Source organism: Microbacterium sp. TPU 3598 (assembly GCF_002356155.1).
Classification (GTDB): Bacteria; Actinomycetota; Actinomycetes; order Actinomycetales; family Microbacteriaceae; genus Microbacterium; species Microbacterium maritypicum_A.
In genome coordinates, this window is record NZ_AP017975.1 from 2,631,196 (window position 1) to 2,654,283 (window position 23,088).

General features: G+C 70.5%; 17 protein-coding genes and 1 pseudogene. 15 read left to right on the forward strand and 3 right to left on the reverse strand.

The genetic code is table 11. From position 1 onward, the window contains the following. Positions 1-49 precede the first annotated feature (49 nt). From MST3598_RS12470 to MST3598_RS12540, 15 genes and pseudogenes are all read left to right on the forward strand, one after another. The gene (locus MST3598_RS12470; protein WP_029259628.1) at positions 50-1,537 is read left to right on the forward strand and encodes an amidohydrolase family protein; all 1,488 of its coding nucleotides are present in this window, start codon (positions 50-52) and stop codon (positions 1,535-1,537) included. Next, entirely contained in the window at positions 1,534-2,694 is a 1,161-nt protein-coding gene (locus MST3598_RS12475; protein WP_051671106.1) for a serine hydrolase domain-containing protein, read from the forward strand. Before MST3598_RS12470 ends, MST3598_RS12475 begins: the two co-directional genes overlap by 4 nt. Then, positions 2,609-2,863, forward strand: coding sequence for a hypothetical protein (locus MST3598_RS12480; protein WP_051671104.1), 255 nt, complete (start codon positions 2,609-2,611; stop codon positions 2,861-2,863). The genes MST3598_RS12475 and MST3598_RS12480 overlap by 86 nt, the downstream gene beginning before the upstream one ends. 142 nt (positions 2,864-3,005) lie before the next feature. Next, a complete protein-coding gene (locus tag MST3598_RS12485) occupies positions 3,006-4,394 on the forward strand; it encodes a serine hydrolase domain-containing protein (protein WP_029259627.1) in 1,389 nt (462 codons plus the stop codon). Further along, positions 4,391-5,308: a serine hydrolase gene (locus MST3598_RS12490; protein WP_231494460.1), complete on the forward strand. Its 918-nt coding sequence runs from the start codon at positions 4,391-4,393 to the stop codon at positions 5,306-5,308. The genes MST3598_RS12485 and MST3598_RS12490 overlap by 4 nt, the downstream gene beginning before the upstream one ends. 77 nt (positions 5,309-5,385) lie before the next feature. Continuing rightward, positions 5,386-6,981: an ABC transporter substrate-binding protein gene (locus tag MST3598_RS12495; protein ID WP_029259625.1), complete on the forward strand. Its 1,596-nt coding sequence runs from the start codon at positions 5,386-5,388 to the stop codon at positions 6,979-6,981. A 21-nt stretch (positions 6,982-7,002) separates the two neighbouring features. After that, positions 7,003-8,001: an ABC transporter permease gene (locus MST3598_RS12500; RefSeq protein WP_051668055.1), complete on the forward strand. Its 999-nt coding sequence runs from the start codon at positions 7,003-7,005 to the stop codon at positions 7,999-8,001. Then, positions 8,001-9,959, forward strand: coding sequence for a dipeptide/oligopeptide/nickel ABC transporter permease/ATP-binding protein (locus MST3598_RS12505; RefSeq protein ID WP_197024851.1), 1,959 nt, complete (start codon positions 8,001-8,003; stop codon positions 9,957-9,959). Before MST3598_RS12500 ends, MST3598_RS12505 begins: the two co-directional genes overlap by 1 nt. Further along, on the forward strand, positions 9,956-10,999 hold the full coding sequence (locus tag MST3598_RS12510) for an ABC transporter ATP-binding protein (RefSeq protein ID WP_081860137.1): 1,044 nt from the start codon (positions 9,956-9,958) through the stop codon (positions 10,997-10,999). The genes MST3598_RS12505 and MST3598_RS12510 overlap by 4 nt, the downstream gene beginning before the upstream one ends. 18 nt (positions 11,000-11,017) lie before the next feature. Then, positions 11,018-14,350: a serine hydrolase gene (locus tag MST3598_RS12515; protein WP_029259621.1), complete on the forward strand. Its 3,333-nt coding sequence runs from the start codon at positions 11,018-11,020 to the stop codon at positions 14,348-14,350. Next, positions 14,350-15,501 carry a M20 family metallopeptidase gene (locus MST3598_RS12520; protein WP_051671102.1) on the forward strand — a complete coding sequence of 384 codons (1,152 nt, stop codon included), beginning with the start codon at positions 14,350-14,352 and terminating at the stop codon, positions 15,499-15,501. The genes MST3598_RS12515 and MST3598_RS12520 overlap by 1 nt, the downstream gene beginning before the upstream one ends. Continuing rightward, entirely contained in the window at positions 15,498-16,409 is a 912-nt protein-coding gene (locus MST3598_RS12525; RefSeq protein ID WP_197020531.1) for a GNAT family N-acetyltransferase, read from the forward strand. Before MST3598_RS12520 ends, MST3598_RS12525 begins: the two co-directional genes overlap by 4 nt. Further along, positions 16,406-17,511: pseudogene (gene menC / locus MST3598_RS12530) on the forward strand (o-succinylbenzoate synthase). The gene MST3598_RS12525 and the pseudogene menC overlap by 4 nt, the downstream one beginning before the upstream one ends. A 124-nt stretch (positions 17,512-17,635) precedes the next feature. Further along, positions 17,636-19,306 (forward strand): helix-turn-helix domain-containing protein, encoded by a 1,671-nt coding sequence (locus tag MST3598_RS12535; protein WP_029259618.1) that lies wholly within the window; start codon positions 17,636-17,638, stop codon positions 19,304-19,306. A gap of 317 nt (positions 19,307-19,623) precedes the next feature. After that, positions 19,624-20,085 carry an Lrp/AsnC family transcriptional regulator gene (locus MST3598_RS12540; RefSeq protein WP_029267058.1) on the forward strand — a complete coding sequence of 154 codons (462 nt, stop codon included), beginning with the start codon at positions 19,624-19,626 and terminating at the stop codon, positions 20,083-20,085. A 12-nt stretch (positions 20,086-20,097) separates the two neighbouring features. Here MST3598_RS12540 and MST3598_RS12545 read toward each other — a convergent pair whose 3' ends face one another. From MST3598_RS12545 to rsmA, 3 genes are read right to left on the reverse strand one after another with little or no spacing between them, the layout of a single operon-like run. Then, complete coding sequence (locus MST3598_RS12545; RefSeq protein ID WP_021199898.1) at positions 20,098-21,030, reverse strand: 4-(cytidine 5'-diphospho)-2-C-methyl-D-erythritol kinase; 933 nt, start codon at positions 21,028-21,030, stop codon at positions 20,098-20,100. Between the two features lie 7 nt (positions 21,031-21,037). Beyond that, positions 21,038-22,105 carry an L-glyceraldehyde 3-phosphate reductase gene (gene mgrA, locus MST3598_RS12550; RefSeq protein WP_029259616.1) on the reverse strand — a complete coding sequence of 356 codons (1,068 nt, stop codon included), beginning with the start codon at positions 22,103-22,105 and terminating at the stop codon, positions 21,038-21,040. Between the two features lie 9 nt (positions 22,106-22,114). Further along, complete coding sequence (gene rsmA / locus MST3598_RS12555; RefSeq protein WP_021199900.1) at positions 22,115-23,008, reverse strand: 16S rRNA (adenine(1518)-N(6)/adenine(1519)-N(6))-dimethyltransferase RsmA; 894 nt, start codon at positions 23,006-23,008, stop codon at positions 22,115-22,117. Between the last annotated feature and the right edge of the window lie 80 nt (positions 23,009-23,088).

The following is a 23,088-nucleotide window of genomic DNA, read 5'->3' on the forward strand; positions in this document are numbered from 1 at the left end:
TCGTCGGGCGGCACCGGATCCGCTCCGGCCCGCATGGCATGGTGACGACGTGGACACTCTGCTGCGCGGCGGGCGCGTGATCGACCCGAAGACGGAGACCGACCGGATCACCGATCTGCTGATCGCGGGCGGGCGGGTGGCGGCGGTCGGCGACGGGCTCACGGCGCCACCCGATGGCGAGGTCGTCGATGCCGCCGGCCTCATCATCGGGCCGGGTTTCGTCGACCTGCACAGCCACGTGCACTCGATCGCGGGGCACCGGCTGCAGGCGATGGACGGTGTCACCACCGCCCTCGACCTCGAAGCAGGGCTCATGCCGATCGCCGAGGCCCTCGCGCGCGCCGCGGCCGACGGGCGCCCCCTGAACTACGGGTTCTCGGCCTCCTGGTCGCAGGCACGGGCATACGCGCACCTCGACCGGGTGCCCGTCGCCGACTTCACCGCGTCGATGGATCTGCTCGGCACGCCCGAGTGGCAGCGCGCCTCCTCCCCCGCGGAACGCCGCCGCTGGCTCGGTCTGCTCGAAGACGAGCTGGGGGCGGGGGCTCTCGGCATCGGCGTTCTCATGGGATACGCACCACGGTCCGATCCCGACGAATATCTCGACCTCGCACGTCTGGCCGCCGCAGCGCACGCCCCGACCTTCACGCACGTGCGGGAGCTGATCGAAGCCGACCCCCGCACGCCGATCGACGGCTCGGAAGAGCTCGTGCGCGCCGCTGCCGAGACCGGGGCCGCGATGCACCACTGCCATGTGAACAGCACCTCGCTGCGCCACGTCGACCGCGTGCTGGGCCTACTCGACCGCAGCCGCGCCGCCGGATCCCGCGTCACCGTCGAGGCATACCCCTACGGGGCCGGCAGCACGGCGATCGGCGCCTTCTTCCTGGCGCCGGAGAAGCTCCCAGGCCTCGGCATCACTCCACGGTCTCTCGTGCTCGTCGACACCGGCGAGCGCATCGCCGATGAGGCCCGCCTGCGCGAGGTACGCGCGACGGACCCCGGTGCCACCTGCATCGTCACGTTCCTCGACGAGGGCGACCCGTTCGACCGCGCACACCTGCACCGTGCCCTGGCCTACCCGGATTCGATCGTGGCGAGCGATGCGATGCCGATCTCGTGGAACGCGAGCGGCGGACGCACCGTGTACGAACAGCGCGACTGGCCGCTTCCCACCGGCGGCCACACTCATCCGCGCACCGCGGGCACCTTCGCGAAATCGTTGCGGCTCATGGTTCTCGAGAGCGGCACGTGGAGCTGGCTCGAGGCCTTCCGCCGCTGCTCGTTCCTCCCCGCGCGGGTCCTGGACGAGGTCTCGTCCGGCATGCGGGGCAAGGGACATCTGGCGGTCGGCGCGGATGCCGACATCGTGGTGATCGACCCGACGACGTTGACCGACAGGGCGAGCTACGCCGACCCGATCCGACCATCGCGGGGCGTTCGGGAGCTCTACGTCCACGGCACTCGCGTCGTGCACGAAGGAGAGATCGTGACCGCAGCCCTACCGGGCCGCGCCGTACGAGGGGATGTCGCATGAACGACGACCTGCAGGAGTTCTTGGACGTCACCGCCGCAGACCTGGGCGTCCCCGGCGCGGCGGTCGGTGTGATCGACGGGGATCGGGAGCTCATCGCGACGACCGGCGTCGCCGCGGTCGATACCGGCGCCGCGGTGACGGAGAGCACCCTGTTCCAGGTCGGCTCGACCTCGAAGACCTTCACGGGAACCGTCGCGATGCACCTGGTCGAGAACGGCGCGCTCGACCTGGACACACGCGTGGTCGACGTGCTCCCCGACTTTCGTCTCGCCGACGGGGAGGCCCTCGCGGCGCTGCGCATCCGGCACCTCCTCACGCATTCCGGAGGGTTCCTGGGTGACGCGGATGATCGGCCAGGGTGGGATGACGACGCCCTCGCCCGCAACGTGGCCACCTTCTCCGATCTTCCGCAGTTCTTCGCGCCCGGTACCATCGCCTCTTACAGCAACGCCGGCATCCGGCTGCTGGGTCGCGTGATCGAGACGATCACGGATGAGACGTTCGAGCAGGCGGTGCAGCGCGTCGTCCTCGATCCGCTGGGCATGACGGAGACGTTCTTCTTCCCGTGGGACGTGATCGCTCGCCCCCATGCCGTGGGGCACGTCCCCGGCGAGAACGGAGCGATGGCGACGTTCCCGCACTGGCCCTTGACTCGCGACATCGCGGCCGAGGGCGGCATCGTGTCGTCGGTGCGCGATCAGCTCACCTACGCCCGTTTCCAGATGCGCGGCAAGTCCGAGGGCACGCCACCCGTGGGCGACGCGACCCGGCTCCTGATGCAGCAGCCCCACCTCGCCGCCGGTCCGCCCATCGACGCGATCGGTCTGCCCTGGCTGCTCAGCCGACACGGTTCGGCTCGCGTCGTGATGCACGGGGGGAACATCTCCGACACGCAGCTGAGCGAGTTCGTGATGGCTCCGGAGGAACACCTGGCCGTCACCGTGCTGACCAACAGCGGCAGCGGCAAGGCGCTCGGGGCGCAGCTCGTCGACTGGTGCTTCGCACGGCTTCGCGGCATCGAGAAGCCCCCCCGAGACGGCAGAGCTGCACGCGGTGGAGCTGCTCGAGGAGATGGTCGGCACCTACGACGCCGGGCAGTGGCGCTACGACGTCACCCGTGTCGGCGATGCGCTCGAGTTCGCGATGGTGCTGCGTGAGGACATCGCCGCCCTCGGCATCCCGGCCCGCCCGCCGCTGCGGCTGCGCGTGCGCGCCGACGGCGCCCTCATCACCGAAGCCGATCAGCCCGTCGGGCGCGTGCTCGACGCGGCTGAGGGTGGTCCCGAGCTGCTCCACGTGGGCATGCGCGCCGTGCGACGCCGCTGACCGCCGATCCTTCGTCCGGGCGCACCAAGGTCTGGGGAAGTCTCGTCGCCGGGCACCAACGAGGCGATGGAGCACGCGAATAGTCTCGGCCCCATCGCCGTCGCCCGAAGACGACGGCCCCACTCGACGAAGAGGAGCGCACGTGTCCGACCTGAACGAAATCGGCAGCTGGGTGCGGGAGAACCTTCCCACGATGCTGGCCGACGCGCACATCCCCGCGGCATCCGTCGCGATCCTGGCCGGTGGCGAGATCTTCACCACCGCAGCCGGGATCCTCAACCGCAACACCGGCGTCGAAGCCGACGAGGACTCGGTCTTCCAGATCGGCTCGATCACGAAGACGTGGACCGCGACGCTCATCATGCAGCTCGTCGACGAGGGTCTGCTCGACCTCGATGCCCCGGTGCGCGACACCGTGCCCGCGTTCGCGATCGGCGATGACGCGGCGGCGAGCGCGATCACCCCCCGCCAGCTGCTGAGCCACGTGAGCGGGTTCGAGGGCGACCTCTTCAACGACACGGGTGTCGGCGATGACGCGGTCGAGAAGTATCTCGCGACGATCGCCGACGCTCCGCAGCTCTTCGCCCCCGGCGAGCGCTTCTCGTACAACAACGCCGCATTCGTGGTGCTCGGCCGCATCGTCGAGGTGCTGCGCGGCACGTCGTACGACCAGGCGCTGCGCACGCATCTCGCCGCCCCGCTGGGCCTCACGCACGTGGCCACGACGGCCGCCGAGGCGATCATGTTCCGTGCAGCGCTCGGGCACATCCCCGCCGAGAGCGGCGATGAGCCGGTCCCCGCGCCGGTGTGGAGCCTGGTGCGCTCGAACGCCCCGGCCGGATCGATGCTCGCCATGACGGCACGCGACCTCGTGACCTACGCCCGCATGCACCTCGACGGCGGGGTCTCCGCCGACGGCACGCGGCTGCTCTCGGAGCAGAGCGTGCGAGCGATGCAGGAGCGACAGGTCGATCTGCCGGAGCTCGGCCTGATGGGCGATGCCTGGGGCCTCGGCTGGGAGATCTTCGACTGGGACGGCGGACCCGTGATCGGGCACGACGGCGGCACGATCGGACAGAACGCGTTCCTGCGGATGGTCCCTGGCGCGGGGGTCGCGGTGGCCGTGCTCACGAACGGCGGGCGCACGGTCGACGCCTATCACGCGATCACATCGAAGGTGCTGGCGGCTCTCGCCGGGGTCACCGTACCCACGCTCCCCTCGGTTCCGGAGTCACCGGTGCCGATCGACCTCGAACGGGTGCTGGGCACCTACTCGTCGTCGGTCTCCGACTCGACGGTGCGCGTCGACGACCAGGGTCGCATCTGGCTGGAGCGCACCATGAAGGGCATCTTCGCCGAGCTGGGTCCGGCTCCCGAACCGGTGGAGCTCGTCGGCTGGGCCGGCGACACCCTGCTCCCTCGCGAACCGCAGAACGGCATGCACATGCCGCATGCGTTCGTCGGCGACGACGGCAGCGGCCGCGCGCTGTACCTGCACACCGGACGCGCCGATCGCCGGGTGGACGCGTGACCATCACGACGACCCCGGCATCCGAGACGTCGGCGCAGATCGCCGAGATCTTCGCCGGCGCGGGAGCCACGGGCTTCCTGCACGCGCGGGAGATCGGCGTGGCCGACGGTCCCGAGGTGACCGTCGGCGCCGACGATCCGGTGGTGCTCGCCTCGGTCTTCAAGATCCTGGTGCTCACCGCCTACGTGCGGGCGGTCGCCGCGGGCGAGCTCGACCCGGCGGCCCGCACGACCGTGACGGCGCGCTACCGGATCGGCGGCGTGGGCACCGCCGGCTTCGCGGACGACGTCGAGGCCAGTTGGCGCGACCTGGCGCTGAACATGATGTCGATGAGCGACAACGCGGCCACCGACGTGATCTACCACCGCCTCGGAACCGAGGCGATGGACCGGGTCATCGCCGACCTGGGGTTGGCGGACACCCGACTCATCGGATGCTGCGAGGACCTGTTCGCCTCGGTGATCGCCGACCTCGGCGGTACCCCGGACAGCCACCTGGACGAGCTGTTCACCGGCGCGACCGCAGAGCAGATCCTCGCGCTCGACGCCGTGCAGCCGCTGCGGACCTCGCACTCCACGCCGCGGGATGTCACCACACTGCTGAACGCCCTGTGGACCGACACCGCAGCCCCGGCCGAGGCCTGCCGTCAGGCGCGCGACATCATGGCGCTGCAGATCTGGCCGCATCGGCTGACCGCCGGATTCCCCGGCGAGGTGCGCATCGCCGCGAAGACCGGCACGCTGCCCACCTGGCGCAACGAGGCCGGCGTCGTGACCTATCCCGACGGCCGTCGGTACGCGGTGGCCGTGTTCACCCGGGCCGCCTCGCTCGCCGACCGGCAGCCGCTCGTCGACGCCTCGATCGGCCGTGCCGCCTTCGCCGCCGTCGAGGCCCTGCGCACACAGACCGTCTGATCCGCACTCCCCCTGCACCACCGCACTCCCCCTGCACGACCCATCTGCACCATCCCGAACACTGCTGGAGGCTTCTGATGCGTTCTCGTACCCCGCTGATCGCGCTGCTCGGCGCTGCGGCGCTCGCCCTGACATCCTGCGCCGCAGGCGCCCCACCGAGCGGAGGCGACGGCGCCGACGGCGTGCTCGCCGACGGCAAGACCTTCACCTCGGTGATCTCCACTGATCCGGGCAGTCTCGATCCGTTCGTCACCGTGATGTCGGTGGCGCGATCCATCGACCGTTTCCTCTACGCACGGCTCGTGGAAGTGCTGGAGGACGGCAGCATCGCCTCAGGCCTCGCCGACTCCTGGGAGGCGGACACGACCACGGCGACCTTCACGCTGCGCGACGGCATCACCTGTGAAGACGGCACCCCGCTGACGGCGACCGATGTGGCCGCGAACATCACCCACATCGGCGACCCCGCCAACGGCTCTCCTCTGGTCGGGCTGCAGGTGCAGCCGGGCACCAGTGCCGTGGGTGACGACGCCACCGGCACCGTGACGGTCACCAGCGGACGACCGGACTCGTTCCTGATCGAGAACATCGGGAGCATCTCCATCGTCTGCGGCTCGGTGATCGACGACCCGGATGCGCTCGCGAAGGGCGCCGGCGCGACCGGGATGTTCACCATGACCGAGGTCGTGCCGAACAGCCAGTACACGCTGACCCGCCGCGACGACTTCACCTGGGGACCCGACGACTGGGACCCGAAGCAGAAGGGTCTCCCCGACGCGGTGGTGTTCCGGGTGGTCCCGAACGAGACGACCGCCACCAACCTGCTGCTCTCCGGTGAGGTCAACGCCGCTCTCGTGATCGGCCCCGACAACCAGCGCCTGAAGGACGCGGGCCTGTTCCACACCGAGATCCCGACCCCGGCGGGGCAGTTCATCTTCAATCAGGCAGAGGGACGCCCCACGGCCGATCAGGCCGTGCGCGAAGCGCTGATCGAAGCCCTCGACCTCGACCAGATGCGCCAGGTGCTCGGCAGCGGCGCCGGCACCGTTCCGACGGGTCTCGTGACCGTGTCGCCGAACCCCTGCCGCGCCGACGTGCTCACGGGCTTCATGCCGGAGTTCGATGCGAAGGCCGCCGCCGCCGCCCTCGACAGCGCCGGCTGGAAGGCCGGCAGCGACGGGGTGCGCACCAAGGACGGCGAGACGCTGACGCTGCGCATGATCTACTCCTCGCAGCTCGGCGACGCCGGCAACGCGTCGGCGGAGCTCGCCCAGGCCGCGTGGAAGGATCTCGGAGTCGACATCACCGTCGCCGCCGTGGACTCCCCGACGCTGAGCGAGACCCTGTTCTCCACCGGCGACTGGGACATCTCGGCCGCACCGCTCACGGTCTCGCTGCCCAGCATGCTCGTGCCGTTCTACTCCGGTCCGACACCGCCCAACGGCACCAACTTCGCCTCCATCGACAACCCGGAGTACACCGACGCCGTCACCGCGGCATCCGCCAAGGCCGGCAGCGAAGGATGCGACGACTGGGGCGCCGCGGAACAGGCCCTGTACGCGACGACCAGCGTCGTGCCGTACGCGAACATCAACCGCTCGACCTTCGCGACCAAATCGACGTTCACCGAGGGCGACGGCATCGACCCCACGTCGATCCGCATGTACGAGTAGACCGAAGACCGGAGACAGCCGATGGCCAGCACCACCGCCACGCAGGCGATACTGATCAGATCCGCACGGTCGGACAACCCGTGGGTGTCCTTCCTGGTCCGGCGCGGAGGGCAGTTCGTGCTCTCGGTGTGGGTGCTGGTCACGGCTGCCTTCCTCATGATCCACCTCGTGCCGGGCGACCCGGTGCGCGCTGCCCTCGGGCTGAACGCCCCGGCCGAGCTGGTCGAGGCCCGACGCGCGGCGCTCGGCCTCGACCAGCCGCTCATCGTGCAGTACTTCCGCTACATCGGGGGCCTGTTCACGGGCGACATGGGCTCCTCGATGATCACCAGTCAGCCGGTCTCCGAGATCATCGCCACCCGGCTCCCCGCCACGCTGCAGCTCGCCGTGCTCGCTGTCGTGCTCGTGCTCCTGGTCTCGGTCCCCCTCGGGGTGACGATGGCCGTCGCCACCCGCGGCGGGCGGCGACGTGGCCTCGAACTCGCCTTCGCGACCGGATCGGTCATCCTGGCCGCGATTCCCGAGTTCCTGCTCGCCGTCGGTCTCGTCTACGTCTTCGCGGTGTCGCTGGGTTGGTTCCCGGTGGCGGGCAACACCGCGCCGTTCTCGCTCGTGCTGCCCGTGGTGGCGCTCGCGGTCGGACCGATCGCCGTGTTCTCCCGCATCATCCGGGTCGAGGTGCTCTCGGTGCTCGGTCAAGACTTCATCCGCACCGCACGGGCGAAACGTCTGGCCCCGCACCGCATCTACTCGCGCCACGCGCTGCCGAACGCCATGACCGCGACCCTCACCCTCACCGGCCTGCTCCTGACCGGCATGGTCGCCGGCACCGTGCTCGTGGAGAACGTCTTCGCCTGGCCGGGCCTGGGCACCATGATCGTGCAATCGATCCTCAGCAAGGATTACTCCGTCGTGCAGGGCATCGTGCTCGTCTACGGGGTCGGGGTGCTCGTCGTGAACCTCGTGATCGACGTGATCCTCGCGCTCCTCGATCCTCGCTCCACCATCAGGGAGGCATGATGTCGGCACGCACCGCCTGGTCGGGCATCGTCCGTTCACCCCTCGGGATCACGGCTCTCAGCCTGATGCTCCTCGTCACCCTCGGCGCGATCTTCGCCCCGATCATCTGGGGTGCGCAGGCCGAGCAGGTGAATCCGGCCGCCATCACCCAGGGCCCCAGCGCCGAGCATCTGCTGGGCACCGACACCCTCGGACGCGACCTGCTCGCCCGTGTCCTGGTCGCGACCCGGCTCTCCGTGGTGCTCGCGGTGATCGCCGTGATCATCGGGGTGGTCGCGGGCACCCTCCTCGGCACGGCGCCGTCGGTGCTCCCCCGGTGGCTCGGACGCCCGATCGTCGGGTTCGTCAACATCGCGGTCGCCTTTCCCGGCCTCCTGCTCGCCCTGTTCTTCGCGGTCATCTTCGGCGTCGGCTCCACGGGCGCCGTGCTTGCGATCGGATTCGCGATGGCTCCGCAGTTCGCCCGACTCACGCAGACCCTGTCGGCCGCGATCGCGGGCCGCGACTTCATCTCCGCCGCCCAGGTCGCCGGCGTCTCGCGCTTCCGCATCCTGATCCGCCACGTCCTGCCGAACATCGGCGAACCGCTCATCGTGAACGCGACAGTGGCGGCCGGCTCGGCGCTGCTCGCCTTCGCCGGGCTGTCGTTCCTCGGCCTCGGCGTGCAGGTGCCCGAATACGACTGGGGCCGACTGCTCGGCGAGGGCCTGAACCGCATCTACCTGAACCCGGCGGCCGCCCTCGGCCCCGCCGTGGCGGTCGTCATCGCGGGACTCGCGTTCAATCTCCTGGGCGAGACCGCGGCCGCAGCCCTCGGCGGACGATCCGCCAGGCGCCGGCACCGTCTCCCCGCCGTCGCGCTCCCCGGCGCGAGCACGCCCGGCGCCGCCCAGCCCGCGCAGGTCGACGGTGAAGAAGTGGTGCTCCTCGTCGACGACCTGCGCGTCTCCTTCCCGACGCCGGCCGGCTGGGTCACCCCGGTGCGCGGCGTCTCGTTCACGATCTCGCGCGGTGAGGCGATCGGTGTCGTCGGCGAATCCGGCTCGGGCAAGAGCCTCACCGCGCTCGCGGCCGCCCGCCTCATCGAACGCCCGGGTCATGTCGCCGCCGCCCGCCTCGACTTCTGCGGCACGCCGTTGATGACCACATCGGACCGCGCGGTGCGGAGCCTGCTCGGCACCTCGCTCTCGATGGTGTTCCAGGACCCGATGACCTCGTTCAATCCGACCAGGCGCATCGGATCGCAGCTCGCCGAGGCCGCCTCCGAGCACCAGGACATCACCCGGAAGCAGGCCATGGATCGGGCGATCGAACGCCTGCAGTCGGTCCGGGTGCCCGCGGCCACCCGACGCGCCCACCAGTACCCCCACGAGTTCTCCGGCGGCATGCGGCAGCGCGCCATGATCGCCATGGGACTCATGAACCACCCGCGTCTGATCATCGCGGACGAGCCGACGACAGCGCTCGACGTGACCGTGCAGCGGCAGGTGCTCCAGCTGTTGGCGGGCGTCCGCCGCGACACCGATGCGGCCATCCTGCTGATCAGCCACGACATCGCCGTGGTCGCCCAGACCTGCGACCGCGTGCTGGTCATGTACGCGGGCCGCATCGTCGAGGACCTGCCTGCGGCCACGCTGCACACCGACGCCCGGCACCCGTACACGCGAGCCCTGCTCGAGGTCGTTCCCGAGCTCGACGCCGACCGCAGCGAGCCGCTCAAGATGATCCCCGGCCGTCCCCCGGCTCCCGGGGCGTTCCCGGTCGGCTGCGCGTTCGCCGCCCGCTGTCCTCTCGCGACCGATCTCTGCCGCGAGAGCGATCCCGAGCTGGTGGCGGATGCCGATGGACACCGCGTCGCATGCTGGCACCCGGTGGACGGCGAGGCCCCGGTCCCGGTGGCGATCGCGACGGTCGCCGACGAGACGACCGCAGAAGAGGAAGAGACGGTCCTGCGATGAGCGAGCTGCGTTTCGATCAGGTCAGCGTGCGCTACGGCACGCATCGTTCCGGCCTCACCGCCGTCGACGACGTCTCGCTCGTGGTCCCATCCGGATCCGTCGTCGGACTCGTCGGCGAGTCGGGATCCGGAAAGTCGACCCTGGCCCGCGCGGCGATCGGGCTGGCCCCGATCAGCGAGGGGACCATCACGCTCGACGGCGTGGACGTGCGGACCTTCCGTCGTCGTCGCCCGATCCAGATGGTGTTCCAGGATCCGTTCTCCTCACTCGATCCGCGCATGACGATCGGCGAGTCGATCGCCGAGGCGCTGCCGCGTGACATCCGCGGTGCGAACGCCCGGCGCACCGAGGTCGCCCGTCTGCTCGACCTCGTGAGCCTCGACGCCGACCGCGCGCAGTCGCTCCCGGCCGCGCTGTCGGGCGGACAGCGTCAGCGCATCGCCCTGGCCAGGGCGCTCGCCGCCCGGCCCGAGGTCGTGATCGCCGACGAGATCACCTCAGCACTCGACGTGTCGGTGCAGGGCTCCGTGCTCAACCTCGTGCGGGAGCTGCGTGGCGAGCTCGACCTCACGATGCTGTTCATCTCGCACAATCTGTCTGTCGTGCGCTACCTGAGCGACCACATCGCGGTGATGTACCTCGGGCGCATCGTCGAGTTCGGGCCCACCGAGCAGGTGCTCGCCGACCCGCAGCACCCGTACACACGGGATCTGCTGCAGGCGGCGCCCACCCGGCACGGGAACCTGCTCGCGGTCGATCCGCTCGCACCGATCGATGTCGAGCCGGCCGATCCGCACGCGCCGCCCAGCGGATGCCGCTTCCACCCGCGGTGTCCGATCGGCCCGGCCGCACGACCCGACCGTCAGATCTGCGTCATCGCGGAGCCTCCGCTGCCCACGGGCACGGCGGGCGCTGCCTGTCATTTCGCGGGGACGCCTGCCGACGCCGCGCTCGGGACTGTGCCCACCTCCCAAAGCATCCCCCTGGTTTCGGCCGCGACCACAACACGGTCCCCGCTCTCAGCGGACACAGTGGACTGACCATCGATTGGAGCTCTCATGAACCGCGTCACCGTCGACGACCTGCTCTCCGTCCGCACGCCCGAGCAGCCCGCGCTGTCTCCGGACGGCACCCGCATCGCCTTCGTGCTGCGGACCACCGACCGCGACGGCGACCGCGACGCACGGGCGCTGTGGCAGGTTCCGGCCGCGGGCGGAACCCCCTCCGCGCTGACCTACGCGACGGCGGACTCGACGCCGGTATGGAGCCCGGACGGCTCGCAGCTGGCGTTCCTGCGCGCGCAGGACGGCCCCGCGCAGCTCTGGGTCCTCCCTGCAGGCGGCGGCGAGGCCCGCAGCCTGACCGCTCTCCCTCTCGGCGCCGGCGCCGCGGCCTGGAGTCCGGATGGTGCACGCATCGCCTTCACCGCCCCGGTCGACAGCGCGGCCCTCCCCGGAGAGGGCAAGGACACCATCCTGGCCCGTCGTTCGGCTCCCACCGGCACCGACCGTCTCGGCTACAAGGCGGATGGCGCCGGAACCCTCGGCACGCTCGTGCAGCAGCTGCACGTGCTCGACGTCGCCTCCGGGAAGATCACCGTGCTCACGCGTGGACGCTCGCACGCCTCCGAGCCCTTCTGGTCGCCGGACGGCACCCGCATCGCCTACTCCGCGAGCGTCGAGGACGATGCGGACCTGACGATGCGGATCCCCGTGCTCGTGTGCTCATCCACCGCCCCGAACAGCCCCCCGGTGCAGGTCAGCGCCGCCGACGTGCAGGCGACGGCGGTGGGCTGGACCCCCGACGGTCGCCACGTGCTCGCGGCCGGACGCACCGACACCGAGGTCGGCAACGCGGACCTGCTGCTGTTCCCCGTCGACGGCGGAGACCCGCGGAACCTCACCGCCGGCCTCGACCGCAACGTGATGCCCGGTGGTCCGGGCTACCCCGGCGGCATGCCGCAGTTCACGGAGGACGGCGACATCGTGTTCTGCCTTCGCGACAACGGCTACTCGCACGTGTACCGGGTCGCGCAGGACGGCTCCGGTGCCGCGCCTCTCGTGAACGGCACCGCGAACGTCTCGGGGCTGTCGGTCGCAGGATCGTCCGCCGCGATCGTGCTCGCCACACCGGAGTCGTTCGGCGATGTCGCGCTCCTGGACCTCTCCGACGGCACGGCGCGCACCCTCACCGACTACGGCACTCCCGAGTTCGAGCTCGTGCCCGCGGAGGAGCGCCGATTCACGATCTCCGACGGTACGGTCGTCACCGGCTGGCTGCGCCGCGACCCCGACGCCGCTGGCCCGCTCCCGCTCCTGCTCGACATCCACGGCGGGCCGCACAACGCCTGGAACGGGGCAGCGGACATCGCCCACCCTTATCACCAGGTGCTCACGCGACGCGGCTGGGCGGTCCTGACCCTCAACCCCCGAGGAAGCGACGGCTACGGCGACGCGTTCTTCTCGGCGGTATCCGGCGGCTGGGGAGTCAACGACGCGAACGACTTCCTGGAGCCGATCGACGCTCTCGTGGCGGAAGGCGTCGCGGATCCGGCGCGCCTCGCCGTCACGGGCTACAGCTACGGCGGCTTCATGACGTGCTTCCTCACCTCGCGCGATGACCGCTTCGCCGCCGCTGTCGCCGGTGGCGTCGTCACCGACCTGTTCTCGATGGGCGGCACGTCGGACTTCGGCCACTACCTCTCCTCCAAGGAGAACGGCGGTCTGCCGTGGCGCGACGAGGAGCGCATCTCCGCGCAGTCGCCGTTCACGCGGGTCGATCAGGTGAAGACGCCGACGCTGATCCTGCACGGCGCAGCCGACGACCGCTGCCCGGTGGGTCAGGCGGAGCAGTGGTTCACGGCGCTGCGCGAGCGCGGGGTGCCGACCCGTCTCGTGCTCTACCCCGGTGGCTCGCACCTCTTCGTGCTCTCCGGGCCGCCGTCGCACCGCGCCGACTTCTCGCAGCGGGTGATCGATTGGGTGGAGCAGTACGCCCCGCCAGCGGGGAAGCCGGTGCGCGCACGACTCGACGCCCGGCATTGGCAGCAGCGACTGAGCGCCCTGGCCGAGGCGCACAAGGTTCCCGGGGCGACCCTCGGCATCCTCCGTCTCGGGGAAGAGCCCGTGTATGCGCACCACGGCATACTCAACGTGCGCACGGGGATCGAGACCACCGACGACTCGGTGTTCCAGATCGGCTCGATGAGCAAGGTGTGGACCACCTCGGTGGTGATGAAGCTCGTCGACGAGGGCAGGCTCGACCTCGACACCCCGATCGTGGAGTACGTCCCGGAGTTCGCCTCGTCGGATCCCGAGGTCACCCGCACCGTGACGATGCGTCACCTGCTCAACCACACGAGCGGGATCGACGGCGACGTGTTCACCGATACCGGCCGCGGAGACGACACCCTGGAGAAGTACGTCGCGCTGCTCGACGGCATCGCGCAGAACCACCCGCTCGGTGCCACGATGTCGTACTGCAACTCCGGATTCGTGCTGGCCGGTCGGGTGATCGAGAAGATCACGGGTACCAGCTGGGACCAGGCGATGCGCGACCTGTTGATGACGCCCCTCGGTCTCACGCACTCCTGCACGCTCCCCGAAGAGGCCATCATGTTCCGTGCCGCCAGCGGCCACACCGAAGTGGGTGATGACGGACCGACCCTCGCCCCCGCCTGGATGCTCCCGCGCGCGATGGGACCTGCGGGTCTCGTCAACTCCACCACCGCCGATGTGCTCGCCTTCGCCCGCATGCACCTCACGGGAGGACTCGCCGCCGACGGCACGCGGGTGCTGTCGGAGGAGAGCGTGCGACGGATGCAGCAGCGGGAGGTCGACATGCCCGATCCGTACTCGCTCGGCGATGCCTGGGGCGTGGGGTGGATCCTGTTCGACTGGGACGGGCGCCGACTCTACGGTCACGACGGGAACACCATCGGCCAAGCCGCGTTCCTGCGCATCCTGCCGGACGAGCAGCTCGCGGTGACGATGCTCACCAACGGCGGCAACACGCATGACCTGTATGCCGAGCTGTTCGACGAGATCTTCTCCGAGCTCGCGGATGTGCACGTGCCGGCGGGCCTCACCCCTCCGGAGGAGCCGTTCGCCGACGACTTCTCCGAGTTCGAGGGCATCTACGACCGCTCCGGGGTCCGCACCGAGATCTTCCGCGGTGACGAAGGTCTCCGCATGCGCACCACGCTCAACGGCCCCCTCGCCGCGCTGCTCCCCGACCCGGTGCAGGAGCACCCGCTGGTCCCGGTGCGTCACGGCGAGTTCGTGATGCGGCCGGAGGGCGAGCAGGGGTGGCATGCCGTGGTCTTCTACTCCCTGCCCACCGGCGAGCGCTACCTGCACCACGGCGTCCGCGCGGCGCCGAAGGTGTCGTGATGAGCGTGCAGGCGGACGTGGACCTCGACCGGGTCCTGGCCGACATCGAGACCCTCGTCTCCTGCGAGTCCCCCTCCGACGACCTCGACGCCGTCTCCCGCAGCGCCGATGTCGTCGCATCCCTCGGCGAGCGGCTGCTGGGCGTGGCCCCCGAGCGCATCGTGATCGAAGGGCGCACGCATCTGCGATGGCGGTTCGGCGAACCGGTGGTGCTGGTCCTCGGTCATCACGACACGGTCTGGCCGCTCGGCTCGCTGCGGAGACTTCCGTTCCGCCTCGACGACGGCGTGCTGCGGGGGCCGGGATGCTTCGACATGAAGACCGGCGTGGTGATGGCATTGCACGCCGTGGCGGCGCTGCCCGACCGCACCGGCGTCAGCATCCTGATCACGGGTGACGAGGAACTCGGTTCGCCGAGCTCACGCGCACTGATCGAGGAGGAGGCGCTCGGCTGTGCCGCGGCTTTCGTGCTGGAGGCCGCGGCCGAGGGCGGCGCCGTGAAGATCGCACGCAAGGGCGTCTCGCTCTACCGGGTGCACGTCACCGGCCGGGCGGCTCACGCCGGGCTGGAACCGGAGCGCGGGGTGAACGCCGCCATCGAGGCCGCGCATCTGCTGCTCGCGATCGCCGACCTCGGCGACCGCGCGGCGGGGACCAGTGTGACCCCTACGCTCGTGCGCGCCGGCAGCACCACGAACACGGTGCCGGCCGCGGCGGAGTTCGCGGTCGACGTACGGGGGCGCACAGTGGCGGAGCAGGACAGGGTGGATGCGGCGCTCCGCGACCTCCCTCCGACGATTCCGGGTGCGTCCGTCCGTATCGAGGGCGGTGCGAACCGACGTCCGCTGGAGCCGGAGTCGTCGGCGCACCTGTTCGCGCAGGCGGTCGCGATCGCCGCGCGCACCGGACTCACTCCGTTCCAGGGCGTCGCGGTCGGCGGGGCCTCGGACGGCAACTTCACCGCAGCGCTCGGCGTGCCGACGCTCGACGGCCTCGGTGCCGTCGGCGGTGGCGCGCACGCCGATGACGAGCACGTGGTGATCGCGATGATCCCCGAACGCACCCTGCTGCTGCGGGAGCTGATCGCCACCGTCCTGGCCGAGCGGGAGACACCGCTCGATCGGGATGCACGGGCCGGAGGAAGGGCATGAGCATGACGGATGCCGCCGCGTTCCGCGCTTCGCCGGAGGAGGCGGCCGATGCCGCGAGCGCCGCCGCCAGGAGAGCGGGAGTGGATATCCGCCTGCTTTCGGAGGTCGACGACTTCGCCCGGGTCGCCGAGCTGTTCCAGAGCATCTGGACGAAGCAGGGCGAGGCCTCTCCCGTCAACGTCGAGACCCTGCGGGCGCTGTCGAAGGCCGGCAGCTACGTGGGCGGTGCCTTCGAGCACGACGAGCTGGTGGGAGCGTGCTTCGGGTTCTTCGCCGCCCCCGGCCAGCGCGCCCTGCACAGCCACATCGCCGGTGTCTCCTCGCGCATGCGGGGCCGCAGCGTCGGCTTCGCCCTCAAGGTGCATCAGCGGGCATGGGCGCTCGACGAGGGGCTGGACGAGATCTCCTGGACGTTCGATCCGCTCATCAGCCGGAACGCGCATTTCAACCTCGTGAAGCTCGCGGCGAGCCCGACGTCGTATCACCGCAACTTCTACGGACACATGGCCGACGCCCTCAACGGCGCGGACGACACCGATCGGATGCTGGTGACCTGGTATGTGCGCGACCCCCGGGTCGTGGCCGCCTGCCACGGCGATCCCGCCGTCTCCGCCGACCGACCCGACGAGGGATTGACCGACGGATCCGCCGACGGATTCGCGCGCGTCGAGCCCCTGCTCAGCGTGGGCGAGGACCTCGGGCCGCTCCGTCATCGCACCGACGCGCGCCTGGTGCGCGTGGCGTTGCCGCGCGACATCGAGACCCTGCGTCTGACCGAACCCGCCCGCGCGACCGCGTGGCGTCTGGCGCTGCGGGAGACGCTCGGATCATCGCTGGAAGGTGGAGGGCGCGTGCTCGCGTTCGACCGCTCCGGCGCCTACACCATCGACAGAGGAGAACAGGGATGAAGCTCACCGGATTCGAGCTGCGCGTGATCGAGATGCCCCTGGTGTCGCCGTTCCGGACGTCGTTCGGGGTGCAGACCGTGCGCGAGGCGCTGCTGGTCCGCGCGGTCACCGACGAGGCGGAGGGCTGGGGCGAGGGGTCGCGATGAACGACCCGTTGTACTCCTCCGAGTACGTGGAGGCGAGCGTGGATGTGATCACGCGATTCCTGCTTCCGGCGCTCGCGCAGGTGAAGGATCTGGACGCGGGTGGCGTCGCGCCGGCGCTGGCGAAGTTCAAGGGGCACCGCATGTCGAAGGCCGCGGTCGAGCTGGCGATCCTCGATGCGCAGCTGCGCGCGGCCGGAGTGCCGCTCTCCCGCGAGCTCGGTGCCGTGCGCGACCGGGTCGACTGCGGTGTCTCGGTCGGCATCATGGACTCCATTCCCGAGTTGCTCGACGCCGTCGGCGGATACCTCGACGAGGGGTACGTGCGCATCAAGCTGAAGATCGAACCGGGATGGGACATCGACCCCGTGCGCGCGGTGCGGGAGCGCTTCGGCGACGACGTGCTGCTGCAGGTCGACGCGAACACCGCGTACCACCGCGGCGACGCCCGGCATCTTGCCAAGCTCGACCCGTTCGACCTGCTCCTGATCGAACAGCCCCTCGACGAGGAGGATCTGCTCGGCCACGCGCAGCTCGCCCGGGCCATCACGACTCCGGTGTGCCTCGACGAGTCGATCGTGTCGGCCCGCGCGGCGGCGGATGCGATCGCCCTCGGCGCGTGCTCGATCGTGAACATCAAGCCCGGCCGCGTCGGCGGATACCTCGAAGCGCGTCGCATCCACGACGTGTGCGTGGCCAACGACATCCCGGTGTGGTGCGGCGGGATGCTCGAGACCGGGATCGGCCGTGCGGCGAACGTCGCTCTCGCGGCGCTGCCGGGCTTCACGCTCCCCGGTGACACCTCGGGTTCGGGCCGCTACTACTCCCGCGACATCACCGAGCCGTTCGTCGTCGAAGACGGCACGCTCACGGTTCCGACGGGCCCGGGGATCGGTGTCACCCCGGACCAGGCTGCGCTGGACGCCGTGACGGTCCGCACCGAGTGGATCGCCGTCTGAGCACAGGATGACCGCCCGAGCGGGGCACGACGATCCTGTCGAGATCGACCAAGAGTCGATACGATTTCGTCGTGCCCCACAGCTCCGCGACCGGCGGTCTCCCCCTACCCTGGGCCCTGTGCTCATGTCCGTGACGACCAGGCCCCGCGCCAGCCTCGGCCGGGTCATCGAAGACCTCGGCAACACCCTGCTCGAGGTCGTGAGCGGTGCGGCCGACGACGACGCCGAGATCGAGACGGTCGTCATCCACGACGTCCTCGACGATGCCATGCCGATGCGCGGTGCCCTCGTCCTCGGCGTCGGGCTGAGCGACCCCGAGGAGATCGCCGCACTGCTGCAGACCCTCGCCGCCCAGCACGCCTCCGCCCTCGTGCTACGCGCCCCGGTGCGCGCCGAGCAGCCGGTGCGCGATGCGTCCGAGGCCACCGGCATCCCTGTCCTCGCCCTCACCCGCGGGGCGTCGTGGGCACAGTTGGCCGCGATGCTGCGCTCGCTCATCGCCGAGGGCGACGTCGGCGATCAGGGAGCCACCACGCTCGGCGGGATGCCTTCCGGCGATCTCTTCGCCCTCGCCAACGCGATCGCCACCCTGTTGAACGCACCGGTCACGATCGAGGACCGCAACTCCCGGGTCGTCGCGTTCTCGGGGCGCCAGCACGAAGCCGATCCGGCACGCATCGAGACGGTTCTCGGACGACAGGTCCCCGAGCGGTTCGCACGCCAGCTCGAAGAGCGCGGGGTCTTCCAGGAGCTGTATCGCAGCGAGGATCCGATCGACGTCGGTCCGGTGCTCAACACCGAGGGCCTTCCGTCCTTCCCCCGCGTGGCGCTGGCGGTACGCGCGGGCGACGAGATCCTCGGATCGATCTGGGCCGCGGTGCAGGAACCGCTCTCCCCCGACCGTGTGCGTGCGCTGAAGGACTCCGCCGGCTTGGTGGCCCTGCACATGCTGCGCCTGCGGGCCGGTGCCGATGTCGAGCGCCGGCTGCGCGCCGACCTGCTCGCCACCATCCTCGAAGGGGGTCCGGGGGCGGCGGATGCCACGGCGCGGCTGCGGCTGAACGACCACCGATGCGTGGTCCTCGCGCTGTCCGCCGCGGAAGAGGCCGACGACGAACCATCGGCCGGCGCCCGGGGCGTCGCGGAGAGACAGCACATCGCCGACGCCTTCGCCGTGCACCTGGGCGCGGTCTACCTCCGTTCCGCCGTCGCCGTGATCGGCGATGTCGTGTACGCCGTGGTCGGCACCCGCCCGGAGCAGGGCGATGCCGAATCCGGAGCCGAGCGCAGCGACGCTGACAACCGCGCTGCGCGTGTGGCCACCGACTTCCTCGGTCGGCTCGGAGCGACCAGCGAGATCCGCATCGGCGTCGGTACCGTGGCGGACGAGACCACCGGCATCCCCTCATCCCGCGCGAACGCCGACCGCGCCCTCCGCGTGGTCCGACAGGCCCCGTCGCATGAACCGGTGGCACGCTTCACCGCTGTGCAGATGGAGGCACTGCTGGTCGAGCTCGGCGACCTCGTGCGTGCACGGGGTGACCAGCCCACCGGCCCCGTCGCCCAGCTCCTCGCCCAGGATCGGGAGAAGGGCACGCACCTGGTCGAGACGCTGCGGGCCTGGCTCGATGCCTTCGGCGATGTCGCGGTGGCCGCGGCCCGGGTCTACACGCACCCGAACACCTTCCGGTATCGGCTGCGCCGACTGTCGGAGATCAGCGGACTCGATCTGACCGATCCGGAAGCCCGGTTCTCGGCCATGGTGCAGCTGCGTCTGCTCGTTCCCCGCGACTGACGCACCCCTCGCACCATCAGGGGACAGCGCCACCTCAGGGACAGGGCCGCATCAGCGGACAGCGCCACCTCAGGGACAGCGCCTGCCCCGCCCCTCCCGGGGACGGGGCCGGCAGAGGCTCGTGGCCCGTCGCCGTCGACACCCGGCAGGGGCGGCTCGTGGCCTCTCCGTCGAGTGCGCGTGATGCCCGCTCGTGGCCGACATCCTGCGTATCTGACACTCATTTCAACACGTATAGGGCATTCAGACCATAGAGTGAGTTTCAATTGATCGATCCGATCAATCCACGCGACCCGAAGAAGGTGACGGTGATCAAAATGGCCAACCTCGACGAGACCGACCGACGGATCCTCACGGTGCTCGACACCGACCCACGGCGCCCGGTGGCCCTGATCGCCCAGGACCTCGGCCTCGCACGCGGCACCGTGCACGCACGTCTCGACCGTCTCGAGTCGGGTGGCTATCTGCGTGCGCACAGCTCGCGCATCCTCCCGCAGGCACTGGGCCGCGGCGTCGCCGCCTCGATCCTCGTCGAGCTCGACCAGCACAAGATCACCGCCGCGATCGAAGCGCTCAGCCGTGTTCCCGAGGTGCTGGAGTGCTTCGCGCCGGCCGGTGACACCGACCTGCTGCTGCGCGTCGTCGCCCGGGACCCGGACGACCTCTACCGCGTCGCCGAGGTGGTGCGGCTGTGCCCCGGCATCCTCCGCACCTCGACGAGCCTGTTCCTGCGCGAGGTCATCCCCTACCGGGTGAGCGCACTGCTGCAGGCGGAGTGAGCGTCTCGCCCGTCAGCCGATGATGCGCGCGCCCGGAACGGGACCGTGCACATGCAGGGGGTCGAGCCCTCCCTCCCGCAGCGAGGACTGCACGTCCTGTGCGGTCTCGGGATCGGGGCACAGCAGGGCCACGGTGGGTCCGGAACCGGAGACGATGCCCTGCAACGCGCCGGCAGCGACCCCCTGACGGATCGTGTCGGCGAGGTCGGGTCGCTCGTAGAGGGCCGCAGCCTGCAGATCGTTGAACAGCGTCTCGGCGAGCCTCACCGGGTCGCCCGACCGGAGCGCCTGCAGCACCGGGATCGGCACGTCGAGCGACAGCGGCGGATCGTCGGCGAGAGCCCCCTCCTCCTCGCGCAGCAGGTCGAGGCGCTCGTAGACCACGGGCGTCGAGAGCCCCTGCTCGCTGGGCACCAGGATCCAGTCGAAGCGTCCGCGCGCGAGTGCCGGGTTGAGCTGATCGCCGCGACCGGTGCCGACCGCCGTGCCGCCGTGCAGCGCGAAGGGCACATCCGCGCCGAGACGCGCGGCGAGGTCGTGCAGGCGCGTCTGCGACAGCCCGGTGCCCCACAGCGCATCGCAGGCGACCAGGGCGGCCGCAGCATCCGCAGATCCTCCCCCCATGCCCCCCGCGACGGGCACACTCTTGCGGATCTCCAGGGCGACTCCGCCGCGATGATCCACGGCCGCGGCGAGCAGCTTGGCCGCACGCATCGCGAGGTTGCGGTCGTCGAGAGGAACCGAGCCGATGTCTTCCACACCCGAGACCGTGACCGAGAAGTCGTCGGCCGGGCGCGCGATCACGTCTTCGTAGAGGGAGACCGCCTGGAACACCGTCGCCAGCGCGTGGTAGCCGTCGTCATGCCGCCCGCCGACCCCGAGGAAGACGTTGATCTTCCCCGGGGCGCGCACGTGCACGGAATCGGTGAACGCGGCATGGCTCATGATCGGGTCACAGCTCCGAGGACTTCGCCCACAGGTTGACGTCGATGGCGCCGGCGAGCTCGTCGATGCGGGCGAGCTCCTCCGTCGTGAAGGCGGGTCCGTTCACCGCCGCGATGTTCTCGTCCAGCTGTTCGGGACGGGAAGCGCCGATCAGTGCGGAGGCCACGACGGGGGTGCGCAGCGTCCACTGCAGGGCGAGCTGCGCGAGCGACTGGCCGCGTCCCTGCGCGACCTCGTTGAGTGAACGCAGCGTCTGCACCGCGTCGTCGGTGAGCCGCCCCTCCGGCAGCGAGCCGCGCTTCTGCGCGCGCTCGGCCGTACCGTCGCCGAGGTACTTGTCGGTGAGCAGCCCCTGCGCCAGCGGCGTGAAGGCGATCGCCCCCAGGCCCGACTGCTCGAGGGTGGCGGTCAGGCCGTCCTCGACCCAGCGGTTGAGGATCGAATACGCGGGCTGATGGATGACCAGCGGCGTGCCGAGGTCCTTCGCGACCGCGACGGCCTCGGCCGTGCGCTCGGCGCTGTAGGACGAGATCCCGACGTACAGGGCCTTGCCCTGACGCACGAGCGTGTCGAGCGCGCCGACCGTCTCGGCGATCGGGGTGACCGGGTCGACGCGGTGCGAGTAGAAGATGTCGACGTAGTCGAGACCCATGCGGGTCAAGGACTGCTCTGCACTGGCGAGGATGTACTTGCGGCTCGCGAAGTCGCCGTAGGGGCCGGGCCACATGTCCCACCCGGCCTTCGACGAGATGATCAGCTCGTCGCGGTACGGGCGGAGGTCTTCGGCGAAGATGCGTCCGAAGTTCTTCTCGGCCGAGCCGTAGGGCGGGCCGTAGTTGTTCGCCAGATCGAAGTGCGTGATGCCGCGGTCGAACGCGTGGCGCAGCAGTGCGCGCTGGTTGTCGAGCGGGATGTTGTCGCCGAAGTTCCACCACAGCCCGAGCGAGATCGGGGGCAGGTAGAGGCCGGACGTGCCGACCTGGCGGTAGGCGAACTGCTGGTAGCGGTTCTCGTCCGCCGCATACGGACGGTGCAGCTCGGGGACATCGGGGCGGAAGCGGGGGGAGTCGGTCACGGTGCCAGATTACTGGGTGGGAGCGACGTCGTCGGTGACGATCTCCGCCGCGGCGTCCGCCGCCGGGGCGTGCTGCGCGATGCGCTGGTAGTCCTCGACCGTGAGGTCTTCTCCACGTGCGGTCGGGGCGACACCGGCGGCGATCAGCACCTCCGACGCCGCGGCCGAGCTGCCGAAGATCCCGGAGAGGGCCTGGCGGAGCATCTTGCGGCGCTGGTTGAACGCCGCGTCCACGATCTGGAACGTACGGCGACGCTCCTCCTCGGTGCCGCGCTCGCCCTCGGAGCGGTCGAAGCCGACGAGCAGGCTGTCGACGTTCGGCACCGGCCAGAACACCTGGCGGGAGACGTTGCCGGACAGCTTCCACTCCCCATACCAGGCGGCCTTGACGCTGGGCGAGCCGTAGATCTTCGAGCCGGGCTTCGCGGCCAGGCGCTCGGCGACCTCGGCCTGGACCATCACGACGCCGCGCTGGAGGTAGGCGAAGTTCTCGAGGAAGTGCAGCAGCACCGGCACCGAGACGTTGTAGGGCAGGTTGGCCACCAGCACGGTGGGCTCCCCCGGCAGCGCGGTGATGCGCAGTGCATCCGCATCGACGACCGTGAGCCGATCGGCCTCGACGCCGTGCTCGGCCGCGGTCTGCGCGAGACGGGCGGCCAGTCGGTGATCGATCTCGACGGCTGTGACGGAGGCGCCGGTCTCGAGGATCGCGAGCGTCAGGGAGCCGAGCCCCGGTCCGACCTCGACCACACGCTCGTGCGGCTGCACGCGGGCCGCCTGCACGATCTTGCGGACGGTGTTCGCATCGGTGACGAAGTTCTGGCCGAGCTTCTTCGTCGGGGTGACGTCGAGCTCGGCGGCGAGGCGGCGGATCTCGGTGGCGCCGAGCAGGGTGACGGTCATCCCCCCATTCTCCCCCACTCCTTCGATGTCCCCCGCCGTCAGTAGTCTTCTCTGGTGCCTTCTCTCGGTGAACTCGTCGC